Origin of the sequence: Oceanobacillus senegalensis (assembly GCF_900176885.1) — a bacterium.
Taxonomy (GTDB): domain Bacteria; phylum Bacillota; class Bacilli; order Bacillales; family Amphibacillaceae; genus Oceanobacillus; species Oceanobacillus senegalensis.
In genome coordinates this window covers 1,903,634-1,922,115 of the sequence record NZ_LT839648.1, presented here as the reverse complement: position 1 = coordinate 1,922,115, position 18,482 = coordinate 1,903,634, and the positions used below count along the sequence as shown (strand labels likewise).

18 protein-coding genes are annotated in these 18,482 nt (G+C 34.8%); 11 read left to right on the top strand and 7 right to left on the bottom strand.

The window, feature by feature from the left end:
• Together CAO17_RS09140 and CAO17_RS09135 are read left to right on the top strand one after the other, a co-directional pair.
• Positions 1–895: FAD-dependent oxidoreductase (locus CAO17_RS09140; RefSeq protein ID WP_179151856.1), on the top strand; the 895-nt coding region annotated here is incomplete at its 5' end.
• Positions 896–1,055: 160 nt separating this feature from the next.
• The gene (locus tag CAO17_RS09135; RefSeq protein ID WP_085991018.1) at positions 1,056–2,276 is read left to right on the top strand and encodes an ISL3 family transposase; all 1,221 of its coding nucleotides are present in this window, start codon (positions 1,056–1,058) and stop codon (positions 2,274–2,276) included.
• A gap of 439 nt (positions 2,277–2,715) precedes the next feature.
• On the opposite strand, the gene CAO17_RS09130 is transcribed toward CAO17_RS09135, so the two are convergent.
• The gene (locus CAO17_RS09130) at positions 2,716–4,275 is read right to left on the bottom strand and encodes a glycine betaine uptake BCCT transporter (RefSeq protein WP_085992519.1); all 1,560 of its coding nucleotides are present in this window, start codon (positions 4,273–4,275) and stop codon (positions 2,716–2,718) included.
• Between the two features lie 277 nt (positions 4,276–4,552).
• Here CAO17_RS09130 and CAO17_RS09125 point away from each other — a divergent pair, with 277 nt between their 5' ends.
• On the top strand, positions 4,553–4,669 hold the full coding sequence (locus CAO17_RS09125; RefSeq protein WP_425435874.1) for a GapA-binding peptide SR1P: 117 nt from the start codon (positions 4,553–4,555) through the stop codon (positions 4,667–4,669).
• A 282-nt stretch (positions 4,670–4,951) separates the two neighbouring features.
• Positions 4,952–5,908, top strand: coding sequence for an NAD(P)H-dependent flavin oxidoreductase (locus CAO17_RS09120; RefSeq protein WP_085992517.1), 957 nt, complete (start codon positions 4,952–4,954; stop codon positions 5,906–5,908).
• A 37-nt stretch (positions 5,909–5,945) separates the two neighbouring features.
• On the opposite strand, the gene CAO17_RS09115 is transcribed toward CAO17_RS09120, so the two are convergent.
• Positions 5,946–6,566 (bottom strand): YktB family protein, encoded by a 621-nt coding sequence (locus CAO17_RS09115; protein ID WP_143833738.1) that lies wholly within the window; start codon positions 6,564–6,566, stop codon positions 5,946–5,948.
• Positions 6,567–6,794: 228 nt separating this feature from the next.
• Between CAO17_RS09115 and CAO17_RS09110 the strand changes: the two genes are divergently transcribed.
• Complete coding sequence (locus tag CAO17_RS09110) at positions 6,795–6,989, top strand: hypothetical protein (protein ID WP_085994445.1); 195 nt, start codon at positions 6,795–6,797, stop codon at positions 6,987–6,989.
• Between the two features lie 301 nt (positions 6,990–7,290).
• A complete protein-coding gene (locus CAO17_RS09105; RefSeq protein WP_085992515.1) occupies positions 7,291–8,097 on the top strand; it encodes an inositol monophosphatase family protein in 807 nt (268 codons plus the stop codon).
• A 3-nt stretch (positions 8,098–8,100) separates the two neighbouring features.
• On the opposite strand, the gene CAO17_RS09100 is transcribed toward CAO17_RS09105, so the two are convergent.
• Entirely contained in the window at positions 8,101–8,280 is a 180-nt protein-coding gene (locus CAO17_RS09100; protein WP_085992514.1) for a DUF5325 family protein, read from the bottom strand.
• A 195-nt stretch (positions 8,281–8,475) separates the two neighbouring features.
• On the opposite strand from CAO17_RS09100, the gene CAO17_RS09095 reads away from it, so the two are divergent.
• A complete protein-coding gene (locus CAO17_RS09095) occupies positions 8,476–8,793 on the top strand; it encodes a YlaH-like family protein (RefSeq protein ID WP_085992513.1) in 318 nt (105 codons plus the stop codon).
• Positions 8,794–9,061: 268 nt separating this feature from the next.
• Here the strand turns inward: CAO17_RS09095 and CAO17_RS09090 are convergent, their stop codons facing one another.
• From CAO17_RS09090 to CAO17_RS09080, 3 genes are all read right to left on the bottom strand, one after another.
• Entirely contained in the window at positions 9,062–9,265 is a 204-nt protein-coding gene (locus CAO17_RS09090) for a YlaI family protein (protein WP_085992512.1), read from the bottom strand.
• Between the two features lie 173 nt (positions 9,266–9,438).
• A complete protein-coding gene (locus CAO17_RS09085) occupies positions 9,439–10,038 on the bottom strand; it encodes a YhcN/YlaJ family sporulation lipoprotein (protein WP_085992511.1) in 600 nt (199 codons plus the stop codon).
• A 120-nt stretch (positions 10,039–10,158) separates the two neighbouring features.
• Positions 10,159–10,650 carry a hypothetical protein gene (locus CAO17_RS09080; protein WP_085992510.1) on the bottom strand — a complete coding sequence of 164 codons (492 nt, stop codon included), beginning with the start codon at positions 10,648–10,650 and terminating at the stop codon, positions 10,159–10,161.
• Between the two features lie 209 nt (positions 10,651–10,859).
• Between CAO17_RS09080 and CAO17_RS09075 the strand changes: the two genes are divergently transcribed.
• The 3 genes from CAO17_RS09075 to pyc all read left to right on the top strand — a co-directional run bounded on the left by CAO17_RS09075 (position 10,860) and on the right by pyc (position 15,939).
• Positions 10,860–11,141 (top strand): Fpa/YlaN family protein, encoded by a 282-nt coding sequence (locus CAO17_RS09075; protein ID WP_085992509.1) that lies wholly within the window; start codon positions 10,860–10,862, stop codon positions 11,139–11,141.
• A gap of 216 nt (positions 11,142–11,357) precedes the next feature.
• Entirely contained in the window at positions 11,358–12,479 is a 1,122-nt protein-coding gene (gene ftsW, locus CAO17_RS09070) for a putative lipid II flippase FtsW (protein WP_085992508.1), read from the top strand.
• Positions 12,480–12,495: 16 nt separating this feature from the next.
• On the top strand, positions 12,496–15,939 hold the full coding sequence (gene pyc / locus CAO17_RS09065; protein WP_085992507.1) for a pyruvate carboxylase: 3,444 nt from the start codon (positions 12,496–12,498) through the stop codon (positions 15,937–15,939).
• A 181-nt stretch (positions 15,940–16,120) separates the two neighbouring features.
• On the opposite strand, the gene CAO17_RS09060 is transcribed toward pyc, so the two are convergent.
• Positions 16,121–17,077, bottom strand: coding sequence for a COX15/CtaA family protein (locus CAO17_RS09060; RefSeq protein ID WP_085992506.1), 957 nt, complete (start codon positions 17,075–17,077; stop codon positions 16,121–16,123).
• A gap of 441 nt (positions 17,078–17,518) precedes the next feature.
• Here CAO17_RS09060 and cyoE point away from each other — a divergent pair, with 441 nt between their 5' ends.
• Positions 17,519–18,460 (top strand): heme o synthase, encoded by a 942-nt coding sequence (gene cyoE / locus CAO17_RS09055; protein WP_085992505.1) that lies wholly within the window; start codon positions 17,519–17,521, stop codon positions 18,458–18,460.
• The last annotated feature ends 22 nt before the right edge of the window (positions 18,461–18,482 follow it).

Here is an 18,482-nt window from a genome sequence, read left to right as displayed (position 1 = left end):
TTTGAAAGAAATTCCTAAAAAACTAGTTGTAATTGGTGCTGGATATGTTGGAACAGAACTAGGGACTGCTTATGCTAACTTTGGTACAGAGGTTACATTCCTAGAAGGTGCAAAAGATATTTTAGGCGGATTTGAAAAATCGATGACTCAATTAGTTAAAAAAGGTCTGAAGAAAAAAGGCGCTACAGTGATTACAGAAGCAATGGCTAAAGGCGTGGAAGAAACAAAAGATGGTGTAAAAGTTTCATATGAAGTAAAAGGGAAAGAAGAAATAATTGAGGCGGATTATGTCTTAGTAACTGTAGGCCGTCGTCCAAACACAAGTGAAATTGGTTTGGAACAAGTGGGTATCGAATTAGATGAAAAAGGTCTTATTAAAGTTGATAAACAATCCCGTACAACTGTGAAGAACATCTATGCTATTGGTGATATTGTACCAGGTGCTCCATTAGCGCATAAAGCTTCTTATGAAGGTAAGATTGCTGCAGAAGCAATTAGCGGTGAAAAATCTGAAGTTGATTATATTGGTATTCCTGCTGTTGCTTTCGTTGAGCCAGAATTGGCTATGGTTGGTCTTACTGAAGCACAAGCAAAAGAAGAAGGCTATGACGTGAAGGTTGGTAAGTTCCCATTCGCGGCAAATGGCCGTGCATTATCCTTAAATAATACAGACGGTTTCTTAAAACTTATTACTCGTAAAGAGGATGGATTAATTCTAGGAGGTCAAATCGCTGGACCAAACGCTAGTGATATGATTTCTGAAATTGGACTAGCTGTTGAAGCTGGTATGACTGCAGAAGACTTAGCACTTACTATTCATGCTCATCCAACATTAGGTGAAATTACAATGGAGGCAGCAGAAGTAGCGTTAGGTTCTCCAATTCATATAATGTAATTTAAATTAAGAAGATAACCCAAGAGTCATCTGGGTTATCTTCTTTATTATGGCTCTAAAATATATGTTGGGGTTTTAATAAAATTTAAGCATAAAAAAACACGCAAGCTCCTATATCCTTTAAACTTGAATTGACGAGAAACAAGTGGATAGGAGTTGCGTGTATATGTATTTTAACATGAAATTACCTGGATTAGAAGAAATGAAAATAACGAAAACAGAGGAGATAGAGGGATCCTTTCATATTCATGTTCAGTTGCCAAAAAAACCTCATAAATGCCCTTCTTGTGGGGAGATAACAGAGCGTATTCATGATTATCGAGTGCAAAAAATTCAGCATTTAAAATTGTTTGAACGTAGAACCTATATTTTTTATCGTAAGCGTCGTTATAGGTGTGAGTGTGGAAAGAGGTTTGTAGAAAACAATAATATTGTCTATCGTTATCAGCGACATACGGTGGAATGGAATCAGGCGTTAGGTTTTCGAGTGATAAAGGGGAAGAATTTCAAGGATACTGCTGCCCAATTTCATACGTCATCCAATACAGCTATGCGACGTTTTGATAACGTATCAGCTGGTAAATTACGTGAGGTTAAAGCTCTGCCACGGGTAATAGCGATCGATGAATATAAGGGCGATACAAATAAAGGTAAATATCAGACCATTATCGGTAATGGTGAGACAGGTGAGCCTTTGGATATTCTTCCTGATCGGTCCGTAAAAACGGTGAAAAAGTATCTACAGGAAAAGGGAGAAAAAGTAGAAATAGTCATTATGGATATGAGTCATAGCTTTAAATCAGCTGTTCAACAAGCATTGGGGAATCCTATTATTATAGCGGATCGATTTCATTTCTGTCGTTATATTTATTGGGCACTCGAACGTGTGCGAAGACGAGTTCAAAAAGAATTCCACCCTTATGATCGTAAAAAGTGCAAGCGAATGAAGCATGTATTTTATAAGCATTATGAAGCCCTTAGCGCAAAACAACATTGGTACTTAGAAAGATATTTAGGGTTATCAGAAGATTTGAGAACAGCTTATGGGTTAAAAGAATCTTATCGAACTTGGTTTGAAGAAGCAAAGAAAATAGGAAAAGATAATATGAAAGAGGTTAAAGAAGGGCTGTATCAGTTTTATACGCAAGTAAAAGATGCGGGTTTAGAGGAATTTGAAAAAGCGATACAGACGCTACAAAATTGGCAACCTGAAATATTGAACAGCTTTGCCTTTGGGTATAGTAATGGGTTTATTGAAGGATTGAATAATCAAACAAAGGTTATCAAGAGAAATGCCTTTGGATTCAAGAGATATGATCGATTGAGATTAAGGGTATTATTACACCATCAATTTAAATCCGTAGCCAATTCAATAGGTTAAAGGGGTAGGAGCTAATAGCCCCACCCCAACATTTGACTTAGAACCTTTATTATTTGGTACACTTATATTGATGTAAAATATAATATGTTTTAAGATGCGCGATATAATACTATAATTAGTGTCAAGAAAGTTTGCTTTTCGTAACAAAGAGGTTGGGGCATAATTAAAGTGTTAACTCAAAACACGAACAATACACCATCATGTTCGTGTTTTACTTTGAGTAATACTTTTCACCCAACCTCAATTTTTTTAATGTACTATTTAATTATAGGTTAAGGGGCAGTAAAAACTCTGCTTTCAAAAATGGAAGAAAAACGAATCTTTTTAGGTGGGAAGGGCCTTGCGTCATACCCTTGAGTCACAGCCTGCCCTAAAAGCCCGATTCGTTCTGGCCTATAGGACGTATATATCAGAAGGTGTTGCAAAGCCCCATTGAAGATTACTTTATATTTCCTTTTATTTCCTTGATAATTTTCTTCTTTCTATGTCGTTCGATTGCTTTTGCATCGTCTTTAAAGGCCTTGACTAGGGATATGACTATTAATATCAAAATGATACAAAATGGAAAAGCAGCAATAATGGATGCCGTTTGCAACGCACCCAATCCACCTTGCCATAATAGAACGGCAGCGGTCGCTGATTGAATGATTCCCCAAGTGAATTTGACACTATTTGCTGGATCCAAGTTTCCACCTGTTGTTTGCATACCCAACACTAGTGTTGCGGAATCCGCAGAGGTAATGAAAAAAGTACTGATTAACAGGATTCCGATCACAGATACGATGGTACCCAACGGTAGATGTTCCAGCATAGCGAAAAGTGCCACCTCTTCACCTAAGGTGTTCACTTTTTCAATGATGTTAGTTCCGTTGTACATGTCAAAATTAATTGCTGTGCCACCAAATACCGTAAACCATAAAGCCCCGATAATGGTAGGAACTAATAAAACACCTAAAACAAATTCTCTTACTGTTCTTCCCCGAGAAACTCTTGCAATAAATGTACCAACAAATGGAGCCCAAGCAATCCACCATGCCCAGTAAAAGATTGTCCATCCATTTGTCCATTCCATATTTTGTTCATTAAAAGGTGACATACGTAAACTCATACTTGGTAAGTCTTGAATATAACTTCCAAAAGTAGTAGTGAAAAAGTCAAGAATAAAACCTGTCGGTCCCAATATAAATACGAATATCATTAATAGTAATGCAAGGATAAGGTTCGTATTACTTAAATACTTAATCCCTTTACCTAACCCTGAAATTGTTGAAGCTATAAATAAAACTGTAACAATGACAATTATAATTAATTGAAGCTGAATAGATTGCTCTATGTCAAATAAATAGGATAAACCACCGCTAATTTGGATAGCACCAAAACCTAAGGATGTTGCTACACCAAATACAGTAGCAAATACAACGATACTATCCACGGCAGTTCCTGCTGTACCTTTAAGTTTATCACCAAATAAGGGTAGTAAAGTGGAGCTAACAACCCCAGGTGCTTGTTTTCGAAATTTGAAGTATGCTAATGCTAGAGCTAGAGTTGCGTATACCGCCCAAGGGTGTAGCCCCCAATGAAGAAAGCTATACTTCATCCCTGCTTTAGCAGCTTCTGCAGTACCGCCCTCCCCAAATGGTGGTGTATTGAAGTGAAGTAGGGGTTCCGCAACACCCCAGAATACCAAACCAATTCCCATTCCCGCGCTAAACAACATTGCGAACCATGTTACATAGGTAAACTCCGGTTCATCATCTGGTCGACCTAATTTAATCTTTCCGTATCTCGAGAAAATCAAATAGATAGAAAAAACAAGAAAACCCGTTGCACTTATTAAATAAAACCAGCCAAACTGATCAACAATAAAACCTTGAATTTTCGTTGTGACATCATTTAAGTTTCCGTTTGGTAATATTTCTTCCGGGATTATCCCCCAAATAATAAATAAAACGACAATTATTACGGAGATATAAAAAACGTTTGTAATACTTTTTTTCATGGTGTCTAATCCTTTCTTTTATTAGTATTCATGTATGTACATTACTTTTCCCAAATAGAGATTTTATCATACAGTTATCCTAATTAGCTAACACAATATACTAATAATAGGTATTAAAATATTTTGGTGATACTTATAAAAATATAAAATAAAATTATGAAATATTTAAAGGGGAATTTTCTTAATATGTCATACTAATTAACCCTTGACTGTATCAATGTGTCATAATATAATGTTCTTAAGATAACTTAATGCTTAATCAAACAATATAAGGGAGATGCGCAAAATGGGTACAATTGTTTGTCAAGAATGTGAAAAAGTTATAGAGGCTTATGAAGATGAAAAGGTAACAACACTTTATAGTACATGTCCTACATGCAATAACGAAAAATAAAATACAGATACAACATATAAAAGCTCAGGTATACCTGAGCTTTTTTTCTATACCAGCAATATTTTAAAAGATAAGTTTATTACCCTTGATAGCAATGGTGTTTCTTCCTATCTATTCTAAGTTCATATTTAGAGGTGTATTTTTTGTCATTCTCTAGACTCGATAATAATGAATTGAACTCTTTCATAGACATACGATTAATAAGTACTAGTATTAGTAAGAATACATTTGTTAATGTTAAGATTTAATAAACTGTAGTCAATAAGGGGAGGAGTATTTGTTATGAATTTTAAAACAAGGGTAACAGAATTATTTGATATTGAGTATCCAGTTATTCAGGGAGGACTAGCATATTTAGCGTATTCAGATCTGGCAGGTGCTGTTTCTAATGCTGGGGGATTAGGACAAATTACAGCAATGAGTTTAGAGAATCCAGATGAACTTCGTAAAGAAATCCAAAAGATAAGAACCATAACCGATAAACCATTTGGGGTTAACTTTGCAATTGGTCAACATGGTAGGAGATTCGAACATATGGTCGAAGTAGCCGTTGAAGAAAAAGTTCCTGTAATATCGGTAACGGGTGGTAATCCAAAAGGTGTCTTAGATATGGTAAAAGGTAATGGAATAAAGACATTGGTTCTTGTTGCAGCAAAAAGGCAAGCGCAAAAAGCTGAAGAACTTGGTGCAGATGCAGTTATGGTTGTTGGGCATGATGGTGGAGGACATTTAGGAAGAAATGATATTGGTACCTTCGTATTAACTCCTGAAGTGGTTGATAGTGTGTCTATTCCAGTAATTGCGTCTGGTGGAATTGTAGATGGACGTGGATTAATGGCAGCTTTTAGTCTTGGAGCAGAAGGAATTGAGATGGGAACCAGATTTATAGCGACAAAGGAATGTGTCGATGCACATGAGAAGTATAAACAAGCAATTCTAGAAGCAAAAGAGGATAGTACGGTAATCATAAAACGATCAATCGGTGCACCAGCGAGAGCGTTAAAAAATTCATGGACTGAAAAAATCTTGGAAATGGAAAAGCTTAACCAGGGATATGAATCTATAAAGGATTACATAAGTGGAAAAGCGAACCAACGATTTATCTATGATGGAGATTTGGAAAATGGATTTGGCTGGGCAGGGCAGTCAGCTGTTAGAATAAATGATGTTCCCACTGTTCGAGAGTTATTTGATCATATGATTCAAGAAGCTGAAAAGATTTCTTCTAGGTGGAGCTAAATTAATAAAAACCAACCAGAATTCTGGTTGGTTTTTATTAATTTCTTGCTTGTAACGCTTGATGGTAAAACGGTATCAGTGTTTGGAATGTATCTTTCGCCGTTTCCAATAACTTTTCTCCATCCTGTACCTTTTCATCTGAGTGTGAAAGATGTCTGCCGATAAGAAATTCTCCTTTTTTTACATCGCGAAACCTTTCAAGGTGTTTAAGTTCTAAGTTTTGTAGTGGAATAGAATCCTTCTTAGTATGATCCAATGATACCACGAAATCTTCAGGAAGCTGTTTAATTTCCTCGAAATGATCTAAAAGTGTTTTCCCAATCTCTTTTTTATTTGGTAATTCATAAATAAAAGCTAACCACAGGAATAAGTGGTCATCAAACAGTCCTAATTGAAAGTGTGGATGCTTTTTGTATCCTCTTTTGTTGTCGGCAATCGCTAACCAAGTATCCTTTGGAGGATTAACAGTTCTTCTTGCATGTTTAGCAATATGTAGATAAAGCTCGTTTCCAACATGTGCTGATAGAAAATTCACCAATTCACTACCAATTACCTGAAATTTTGGCTGTATTCTATTTTGGATGGCTTCCATTCTCTTCTCTAGTCCATCGATGGTAAATGTATCGAAATCCCTTTGTTCAAAACCTTGCAAATTCAAGATTGTCATCCTTTCTATAAAACCAATTAAATTATAATAATTATTATTAAGTATTCATATAATGAAGTCAAGAAATAGTATACTGTTTAAAAAAATGGGATGCGGGAATGGGCTAAACACCGATAAAGTTCAGAAAATTAAATGAACCAATTGAAAGGATAGTCATAAGATATACAAAAGAACAAATTGGATATGGGAGCTAGCAATTGAATGAAAGGAGTGGCTCTGTTGAAATTTGTTATGGAAATTATCAAAAGGGAAGAAGCAAAAGAAAGACTCCCCGTAATAAAAATGGAAATCGATTATGAACTTTTAACACTTTTTGACGCTCTTGAAGATGACGACCAGGTTCAAATCATAAAATCAAAAGAGAGATTGAAGTTTTTGCGTAAACAACTTATAGAAATTGAAGAAATAGAATAAAAATGGTACCCCAATAAGTATATGCGCCTATATGAGAATGGTTCCATACTTGTTGGGGGTTCTTTTATTGTGATAGATTCCCCCACTTTGATACAATATAACTTATAGTGAGGGTTCAAGGGAAGTCAAGAAGGACCGGTCGGCTAAATTCGATAACATCCTAGGACTACAGTTACTCTCTCCACCGAAAACATATGGAGAGCGCCGATACAAGCACGACCCGTGCGTCGAAACTTCCATGTGTCATTTTTATCGGACTTTTTTGAACGACCTCTTATATAGCAGTTATGGAGGAATCAGTATGAACTCGGAAATTCGTAAAGAAATATATCAAGTGGCAATGAATTGGGTAAAAGAAGCAGGAGAAAATATTCGGAATAAGATGGACAGTCCATATGACGTAGATACAAAATCTAATCCTAATGACCTTGTTACTACATTAGATAAAGAAACAGAATCTTTTTTTGTACAGAAAATAAAAGAGACTTATCCAAATCATTCAATTATAGGGGAAGAGGGCTATGGTGATCGTCTGACTAGTATGAATGGAACCATCTGGATTATTGATCCGATAGATGGCACGATGAATTTTGTACATCAGAAGCGTAATTTTGCCATATCAATAGGAATTTATCATGATGGAATTGGTGAGATTGGCATTATTTATGATGTAATGGCCAATAATTTTTATCATGCAATAAGAAATGAAGGTGCCTTTAAAAATGATAAGCAATTACCTTTGTTGAACCAGGATGTAGATATACGTGAAGGTATCATTGGGATGAATCATTTTTGGCTATGTGATAACCGCTTCGTTCAGAAAGAAACGATGCAGCAATTTGTTCGTAAAGTTCGTGGTACAAGAACATATGGTTCTGCTGCACTCGAATTTGCTTTCCTCGCAGAAGGTATTATTGATGGATATCTCTCTATGAGACTTTCGCCATGGGATATTGCTGCAGGAATTGTTATTGTTAATGAAGTTGACGGAGTAACAACTGATATTGATGGGAACCCATTAAATATGCTTAAGAAAAACTCTATATTGACATGTAATTCGTGTCTGCATAAAGAAATAATTGATTCGATAAAGAAAGGAAGGAAATGACACTTAAGCATCATTTCCTTCCTTTCTTTTTATGGATAGGCCATAACCCATAATAGCAAATCCTAATACAATAAATAATAGAATTAACCAAATATTGCCAAGTGAAATAGCTATACCTACTCCAACAAACATCGCAATTACTAAAAAGGCTAGTATTAGCATAGGAATATTTAATTGGGCCATTATAAAACACCTCTATTTCTTGCAGGTTAAGAGGTCTTATAACCTACAGACTTGAGATTACATATAAATTCATTATAAATGTAATATGCTATCTTTTCAAAAAAAATGTATAATTTCGTTATACGTTACTCTAGCAAGTTTAATGCAGATTTAGTAAGATAGTGTAAGAGTGTATTGAAGTAATGGGGGAGACAGATGGATAATTTTAGACTTGTTTTTGATTATATATTAGAGATAAATGGTACGGATAATATTTTTTGGATATTTTATGTATTAAATTTAGTGTTATCAGTTATTGCATTTGAGTTAGGTTTTGCCAAAAAATTACCTATATTGAAGACTGTTATTGTATATATAATGCTTTTAATCGGTGTATTTATCATAACTATATTTAGTACGGTTATGAGAATGCCAAGTGTAGAAAGCTTAATCGTAATAAATTTGGTTTTGGCCATTTATCGTACAAGGCTTCATTTTCAGAGGAAAAATAAAAAGGAAAATACTACTCCATAACAAAAAAACGCCTTTATTGGCGTTTTTTTGTTATGGAATAAGTTTTTTCATATATAGATGATATGCATTCATTCGTATGCGTTGATTTCCGATTCGACCAGTCCTAAACCTTAAAATTTTAGAAAAAAAAGTAACGTTCAAAATTAACGGGGGAAATACACGCTAATTTTGAATGAAAGAGAGGAATCACCAGCCGCCGTTGGAAAGTATCGCGTATTACCGTTACGATTATAACGCACCAATTTTCATAAAACGAAAGAAAAACGCCTTAGATAAAATCATCTTCACGTTTCTTTTCTTTATATAGACGAAATTTTCCTGTTGCATGACGCTGTTTTGTTTTATTATCAATTCGTTCGTAACAATTGTCGCATAAATACATATATCTTCTTCTATTTCTTAATTTCTTTGCTTGAAAAGAATTATCCATTAAGGAATCGATCCGGTCACATAGTGTGCATTTCACTTGCATAGATTTCACCCCAAATTTCTACTACCTACCCTTATAGTATAACATAGATTTTTATCTGATTAGATACGAATAAGGTGTGAAGAAGAAAAAAAGAGCGACTATTCGCTCTTCATTAATAGGAGATATATTATTTTACACTAACAGATCTTAACCTTGTGTTATTATAACGGTAGTTATTCCTCATTAATACGATGGTTGGATTGCTCTTTTTCAATTTCTTCTAAATCCTTTTTCTTCTCCTCAGGAATTGTTTTCTTATTTTGGTCTTGTTGCTCCGGTAATTTATTTTGAATAGGGAAATCAGGCATGTATCTGCCAACGATAGCAGAAAGTTCATCTACAAACCCTTGGACAGGCTGTCCTTGTTCTATTTTTTCAGCCATACCTCTAATTCTTTCTGTGACATCTCCATCAGCTACAACAACTGCTGTTTTTCCATATGGATCATGGTACAGTGCTTCTAGTACAGTGTATTTTATAGTTCCAACACGTGAACGATCTAAATCTTTATCAACGTCAATACCAACAACGGTATATGGACCTGCTACTATGGCTTCGGCGTCATTAACATCAGGCACATCACTAGCAACATTCGCTAAGTGTGCAGCAATTTCACTATTGGTTAACTCTGGTAACTCACTAGAATCCGAATTTTTAACCTGAATGAATTGATCATTTGTTTGCTGGGATTCTAAAGATTTTTCATCCTCTTGAGCACATGCGGTTATCAGAAAAAGCGAAACAAGTAAGAGTAAACTAACTCGTAAATTCATGTATATCATCCCTCCTATATAACTGCTCGTACATTTATTTTGGATAGAATGGGATAAATTATACAAAAGCTATATAAAAAAGCTGCCACTATATACGTGACAGCTTTTTTATATATGATGTTAATTAATTTCTATTTTTTTAATGTTTTTAATTGGGTTATCTTTGTTTGAACCATCATTATAATAAAAATAAACAGGTCCATCATCTTTAAGTGGTTTTCCGTCTCTAGAAAATTGCAAATAACCATTTTCTAATTCTTCTAGTGAAATTTGAATATTACTTTTATCGTTTTCTACTTTTAATATTGCATGCTTAGCAGTCGATTTGATTTCTGCATTTCGAATAAAATCTTTAATGGGCATAACATAAGAATTTTTTAGAAATTCTTTTCCTTCCATTTTTGATATGCTTCTATTAACTGGTGGTTTTGAATATTGTCCAACAACCTCATTATTGAATCTCTCAGCTGCTTTTTCCAGTTTGTTTTCTTTTTTAGTTTCCTGGCCTGTCGTAAACGCTTCTTCTAACAGAATCTTTCTGTCATCAAAAATCCAAACGGTTGGATCCAATGTAATGCTATAGGAAACGTTACCAACTATAGGTAATATCATTATTAATTTCCCCCTCATGTATCTATCACTTATTTAAAGAACTTGAAATAATGTAACCTTTAATTAGGATAGCAAAAATAATGAAATATTTCATTACATATTAAATATTTCATTATAAAAGTTGATTTAATTATATTTGCATTTTTTAAGTGCTAACGATAATATAGTATAATATAAGGAAAGTCTTTTAAGCGGAGGGGATATATTTGATGCCTGAGGTAACTGTGAACCATCGTGATAAAGCCCACGCTCTTCTGAAGGCTGACGCGGAAAAAATCCTAAGACTGATAGAGGTTCAAATAGAAAATTTAACGATGCCACAATGCCCTGTATATGAAGATGTACTGGATACACAAATGTTTGGCTTATCTAGGGAAATAGATTTTGCAGTTCGTTTGAGTTTAATTACGGAGGAAGAAGGTAAAGAGCTTCTGGAAAATCTTGAAAAGAAGCTTAATATTCTTCACGAAGCTTCTCAAAAAAATGCGTAGTAGTTCCCTCAACAGGATGCAAGATTATGCAAAAACTTTGCCTGAATATAGAAATTGGCAAGGTTTTTTTGTTTTAATGAATAGTAGTTGTAGATAAACTAGAAAATATTTAATAGAATTTACAAAATTGGTGCAATTATGGTAAACTATTAGAAATATTTCTATTTTCATCTGCTGCTATTTAAATAGAATACATATTTAGTAGGGAGTAGTATGATGATTCAGAGATTAAAACATTATGATTACACACTAATCATAACCCCCATTCTATTAACAGCTTTTGGAACACTCATGATATATAGTGCTAGCATGGTAACAGCAGTAGTGGAAGGAAATGAAGCTACTCACTATCTCGTAAGGCAATCTATTTGGTTTGCCATAGGTTTGATAGGATTTATATTTACATCCATCTTTCCTTATAAAAAATATCAGAAATTAATGAAAGTAATCGTTTTGGCAGTGATTATACTTTTATTAGGATTATTTCCGTTCGGGAATGAGGTTAATAATGCAAAATCCTGGTATAATATCGGCCCGTTAAGCATGCAACCCTCTGAGTTTGCAAAACTAGCTTTAATTATGTACCTTTCGTCTGTTTATTCTAAAAAACAGGCATACTTGAACGAATTTGCTCGTGGGGTATTGCCTCCATTAGTCATGACAGGGATTATTCTAAGTCTAATTGTATTACAACCAGATATTGGAACAGCTGCTATTATTTTTCTAATTGCCTGTTCTGTTATTTTTAGCTCAGGTATTAAATTAAAACATCTGTCTTTGCTAATTGGTATTGGCATTGTGCTAATTCTTTTAGCTGCACCGTTTATGGTAACGGAAGAAAGGCTGTCAAGGTTTACAGGAGCATATCAACCGTTTGAAACTCCCGATACAGATGGTTATCATTTGATACAATCCTATTTAGCAATTGGGGTGGGTGGTTTAACAGGGGAAGGACTTGGGCAAAGTGTTCAAAAACTTGGGTATTTAATGGAAGCACATACTGATTTTATCATGGCTATCATAGCTGAGGAATTAGGTCTTATGGGGGTAGTCATTGTAATTGGAATGCTAGCTATTATCGTTTTACGGGGGATTTTTATCTCTAGAAAATGTGATGATAGTTTTGGGTCATTACTTGCAATTGGTATATCCTCCATGGTAGGTATCCAATCCTTTATTAATTTAGGATCTATTAGTGGGCTTTTACCAATAACAGGTGTACCTTTACCTTTTGTTAGTTATGGAGGATCTTCATTATTAGTAATGCTCATTGCAATGGGCATTCTTAATAATATTGCAATGCATACTAAGAAAAAAGAGAATGAATCTACAAAGTAGAAATAGGAGGAGTAACATGGCGGAAATCAAACGAATCAACAAAGTACTAGTTGCAAATCGTGGGGAAATTGCAATTCGAGTGTTTCGGGCTTGTACCGAAATGAATATTCGCACAGTAGCTATTTATTCAAAGGAGGATTCAGGGTCATACCATCGTTTCAAAGCTGATGAAGCTTATCTTATCGGCGAAGGTAAAAAGCCAATTGATGCTTATCTTGATATTGAAGGTATCATTGAATTAGCGAAAAAAGTGGATGTGGATGCTATTCACCCTGGCTATGGTTTCCTTTCAGAGAATATCGAATTTGCAAGGCGTTGTGAAGAGGAAGGTTTAATATTTATAGGACCAACTAGTGAACATCTTAGTATGTTCGGTGACAAGGTTAAAGCTAGAGAGCAAGCTGTAAATGCAGGATTACCTGTTATTCCAGGTAGTGATGGTCCAGTAGAAAGTGTTGAGGAAGTCATTGATTTTGGATCAAAACATGGTTATCCAATTATCATTAAAGCCTCACTTGGTGGTGGAGGACGTGGTATGCGAATAGTTCGCAATGAAAGAAATGTGGAAGAAGCATATGAACGTGCAAAATCAGAGGCAAAAGCTGCATTCGGTAATGATGAAATATATGTTGAGAAGCTAGTTGAAAATCCGAAGCATATTGAAGTGCAAATTATAGGAGATCAACATGGTAATATTGTTCATTTGTATGAACGTGATTGCTCTGTACAGCGTCGACATCAAAAAGTAATTGAAGTGGCACCAAGCTTATCTTTATCAGAAAGTCTTCGTATGGAAATATGTGAGGCTGCAGTTCGATTGGCTGAAAATGTACAATATATTAATGCAGGTACTGTAGAATTTCTTGTAACGAATGATGAATTTTACTTTATAGAAGTTAATCCACGTGTACAAGTTGAACATACTATTACTGAAATGGTGACAGGTATAGACGTTGTACAAACACAAGTGAAAGTTGCGCAAGGTTATGAATTAAATAGTAAGGAAATTGGAATTCCAGAACAACAAGAAATAAGAACGAATGGATACGCAATCCAATCTCGTATTACTACGGAAGATCCATTAAATAATTTTATGCCTGATACTGGAAAAATCATGGCATATCGTTCCGGTGGTGGATTTGGAGTACGGCTTGATGCTGGTAACGCTTATCAGGGTGCCGTTATATCACCATACTATGACTCACTTTTAGTTAAAGTGTCTACGCATGCATTGACATTTGAGCAAGCTGCACATAAAATGGTGCGAAATTTGAAGGAATTTCGAATTAGAGGTATTAAGACAAACATTCATTTCTTAGAAAATGTAATGATGCACGAACAATTCTTATCAGGCAATTATGATACAACTTTCATTGATAAAACACCTGAATTATTCGTTTTCCCTAAACGTAAAGACCGTGGTACGAAAATGCTTAAATATATTGGTCATACAACTGTTAATGGTATGCAGGGTATGGATAAAAAAGGTAAGCCTGATTTTTCTAATCTAAAAATACCAAAGGTTAGTAATATTGAGGAATTCCCTCGAGGAACAAAACAGATTTTAGATGAAGAGGGTCCTGAAGGCTTAGCTAATTGGCTAAAAGGTCAGAAGGAAGTATTACTTACTGATACAACATTCCGGGATGCACATCAGTCGCTATTAGCAACAAGGGTACGTTCTAAAGATTTACTTCAAATCGCAGAACCAACCGCAAAACTATTACCGAATTTATTCTCCGTTGAGATGTGGGGGGGAGCAACTTTCGATGTTTCCTACCGGTTCTTGAAAGAAGACCCTTGGCAAAGACTTCTAAAATTACGCGAGAAAATGCCGAATGTGCTATTCCAAATGTTATTAAGAGCTAGTAACGCAGTAGGTTATAAAAACTATCCGGACAATGTAATTCGTGAGTTTGTTGAGAAAAGCTCTACTGCTGGAATTGATGTTTTCCGAATTTTCGATAGTCTGAATTGGATTACAGGTATGAGATTAGCAATCGAGTCTGTTCGAGAAAATAACAAGATTGCAGAAGCAACCTTATGCTATACTGGTGATATTTTAGATAAAGGCCGTACAAAATATGATTTAGCATATTATAAAGAAATGGCAAAAGAGTTAGAAGCATCTGGTGCACATATTCTTGGAATCAAAGATATGGCTGGTTTATTAAAACCGGAGGCTGCTTATCAATTAATTTCTACATTAAAAGAATCTATTGATATTCCTATCCACCTTCATACACATGATACGAGTGGAAATGGTATATTTACGTATGCAAGAGCGATTGACGCCGGTGTTGATGTAGTAGATGTTGCAAGCGGTTCAATGGCAGGTCATACGTCGCAGCCAAGTGCGCAAACACTTTACCATGCTCTAGAAGGTGCAGAACGACAACCGAAAGTAAATATTGAGAACTATGAAAAACTTTCAGCATATTGGGAAGGTGTGCGTGAATACTATACTGATTTCGAAAGTGGAATGAAATCTCCGCATACAGAAATTTACTTCCACGAAATGCCTGGTGGTCAATATAGTAACCTACAGCAACAGGCAAAAGCAGTTGGATTAGGAAATCGCTGGGATGAAGTTAAAGCAATGTTCCGCCAAGTAAATGATATGTTTGGGGATATTGTAAAAGTTACACCATCATCAAAAGTAATCGGTGATATGGCATTATTTATGGTGCAAAATAACTTAACAGAGGACGATATCTATGAACGAGGAGAATCGATTGATTTCCCTGAATCTGTAATTGAATTTGCACAAGGTTTTATTGGACAGCCGTATCAAGGTTTTCCAAAAGAACTTCAACGTATTATCTTAAAGGGCAGAGAAGCAATTGAAGTACGTCCTGGCGAATTACTAGAACCAGTAGACTTTACAGAATTAAGAAATAATTTATTCAAGTCATTAAATCGACAAGTAACGAGTTTTGATGTTATTTCACATGCACTATATCCAAAAGTATTTTTAGATTATCAAAAATTCCATGAAGAATATGGTGACATGTCCGTTTTAGACACTCCTACATTTTTCTATGGAATGCAACTAGGAGAAGAGATTGAAGTAGAGATAGAAAAAGGGAAGACCTTATTTGTTAAATTGATATCCATTTCTGAGGCAAAGCCTGATGGGACAAGAACGATTTACTTTGAGTTAAATGGTCAACCACGTCAAGTAAATGTGAAAGATGAAAGTATTCAAAGTTCCGTAGCAACGAGATCGAAAGTCGACAAAGGGAATGATAAGCAAATTGGTGCAACCATGCCTGGAACAGTACTTGAAGTGAATTGTAGTAAAGGTGATCATGTTGATAAAGGTGATTATCTATTAACTACAGAAGCAATGAAGATGGAAACAACAATTCAAGCTCCTTATAGAGGTGTTGTAAAAGAAATACATGTCAAAAATGGCGATAGCATTGACGTTGATGATTTACTAATAGAATTTGAGTAAAAATAAGAAGGAAGCAATCTGTTAGATTGCTTCCTTTCTTTTCGTCGTTAAGAAATAATTAAGACATCCCATGGGTAAAGTTGATGAGGGAAATTTGAGATTCCCCGTAGTACGGAGCTAAATTAGTACTTGTACCACGGGACTGAAGTTAGGCTCCATCAATGATGATTTGCTCTTTGATCTAGAATTTAATGGCTGTTTGAATTTGTTTTTCTTGGTTCGTTATTTCCGCTTCTTCCATTTTAGCGCTACGAGTTGATAGTAAGATGAAATAACTTAACATACCAAAGTAACACGAAATAACAAGTGCATGCATAAGTGCAATTCCTAGGTTTAATAAAGTGAAGATAATCATTGCTCCAAAGAAAACTTGCAATATAATTAGTGACAGGGTAATTGTCCATCCCCAAAACATTACTTTATTTGTACGGTAATGTTTAACCATTTTGACAAAGAGAAGAATGGTCCAAATCATTAGAATTCCCGCAACTAGACGGTGACCCATTTGAATCCATTGCTGAAAATTATAATCTAAGAAAGCGGAGTTATTATTACATAATGGCCACCCTCCACAAACTAAATTAGATTCTGTATGTCGTACAAGTGCACCGGTATACACTACTATAAGTGTATAAATGGATAAAGCATAAATCTCAATGCGATGTTTCTTTTTAATATAAAGTGACTGTGTATCCCATTTCTGATCTATTTCAAATATAAGTAGCATCAGCAAAAATACAGTAGCAAAGGATACTAAAGATATTCCAAAATGTGTTGCTAATATAAAATCTGATTGTCCCCATATTACTGCACCTGCTCCAATTAGCGATTGTAGGATTAATACGAGGACTGAGACAAATGAAAGGAATTTCACTTCGCGTATATGTCCAATATTTTTCCAAGCCAGTACTGCGAGTAAAACTACTACAATTCCGACCACACCAGAAACAAGGCGGTGACTTAATTCGACAACCATTTCAAAAGTATATTCAGATGGGATAAGCTGTCCTTCGCATAGTGGCCAACTATTACCACATCCATCTTCTGAACCAGTTTTTGTTACTAATGCTCCTCCTAATAGGATCAGCAGCATACCAACTGTTGCTACTATCGATAACCACTTAAGCTTTTTTATCATTGTTATGTATGCCTCACTTTATTATATTTAAATTATATATTTATACTTACTTTTACTAATAATAATATTAGTATGCAAAATAATCCAACAAAAAATTGCCCGCATAATTAAATAGTAACATGGATAAATATTATTTTCATCTTCTAAAAAGTAAAAACTCCTTGCATTATTGCTTGTAGTTTGCTAGAAATAGTATAGGGAATAAATGCTAGCTATGCTGAAAAGTAGCCAAAATACATACATTTTAGGTAATTGTTCGATTTAATAACTGCTTAAATTCGAATTTTTGTCACAATTCAGAGGCGTACTCCGTGTTAAGATAATATACAATATGTCTAAATAGATGTATTTCTTATCATGATTTATTGACTAGTGTCCTTTTTAATGATTTCCTAGATTATATTAACAACATTGACATTGTGTAAAAGGGGGTATAGAGATATGAATAAAGCGAGTACGCCGTATTCAGAAATAATAAATGATTCAACAGTTACAAATAGACAAAAATTCAAGAAGATTATCTCTGAGATAAAAGCACTTATTAAAATTGGCATTGTTAACTCTAACTTAATGACTACTTTCACGGGACTATGGTTAGCAATTTATTTTACTGGTACAACTCTATCATCTAATTGGGATGTAATTCTCCTAACTTTGATAGGTAGTGGTTTAGTTATTGCTGGAGGCTGTATCATTAATAACTGGTTTGATGTTGATATTGATCCTAAAATGACACGTACGAAAAGTCGACCAACTGTAACAGGGTTCTTCTCCAGTAAAAGTGTTTTAACAATGGGAATACTTACTACGACTATTGGTATTATATTATTATTGTTTACAACGGTAGCAGCAACAGTGACAGCATTTTTTGGTTGGTTTGTTTATGTTGTGTTATATACTATATGGTCAAAGAGAAAAACCACCTTAAATACAATTGTTGGAAGTTTTTCGGGAGCGGTGCCACCACTGATTGGTTGGTTGGCAATATCTCCAGAATATCATTTGGTACCGACTATGATGTTCTTGATTATGTTCATTTGGCAAACACCGCATTTCCTATCATTGGCTATGAAAAAAGTGGAAGATTATAGGGCGGCAGATGTTCCAATGCTTCCCGTTGTACATGGATTTGAAATGACAAAGCGTCAAATTGTGATATACATTGCTTGTCTACTTCCATTACCGTTTTTTCTAGCATCTCTAGGTACTATATTTATCGCAATAGCAACATTGCTTAATATTGCTTGGTTGATTATCGGTATAAAGGGGTTTTATATGAAAGATGATTTGAAATGGGCAAATCTAATATTCATTTTTTCTTTAAATTACTTAACAATTATTTTCTTATTGATGATTGTAGTAACTTTACCGATATTTAATTAGTATCAGATTACATGAGTTGTTT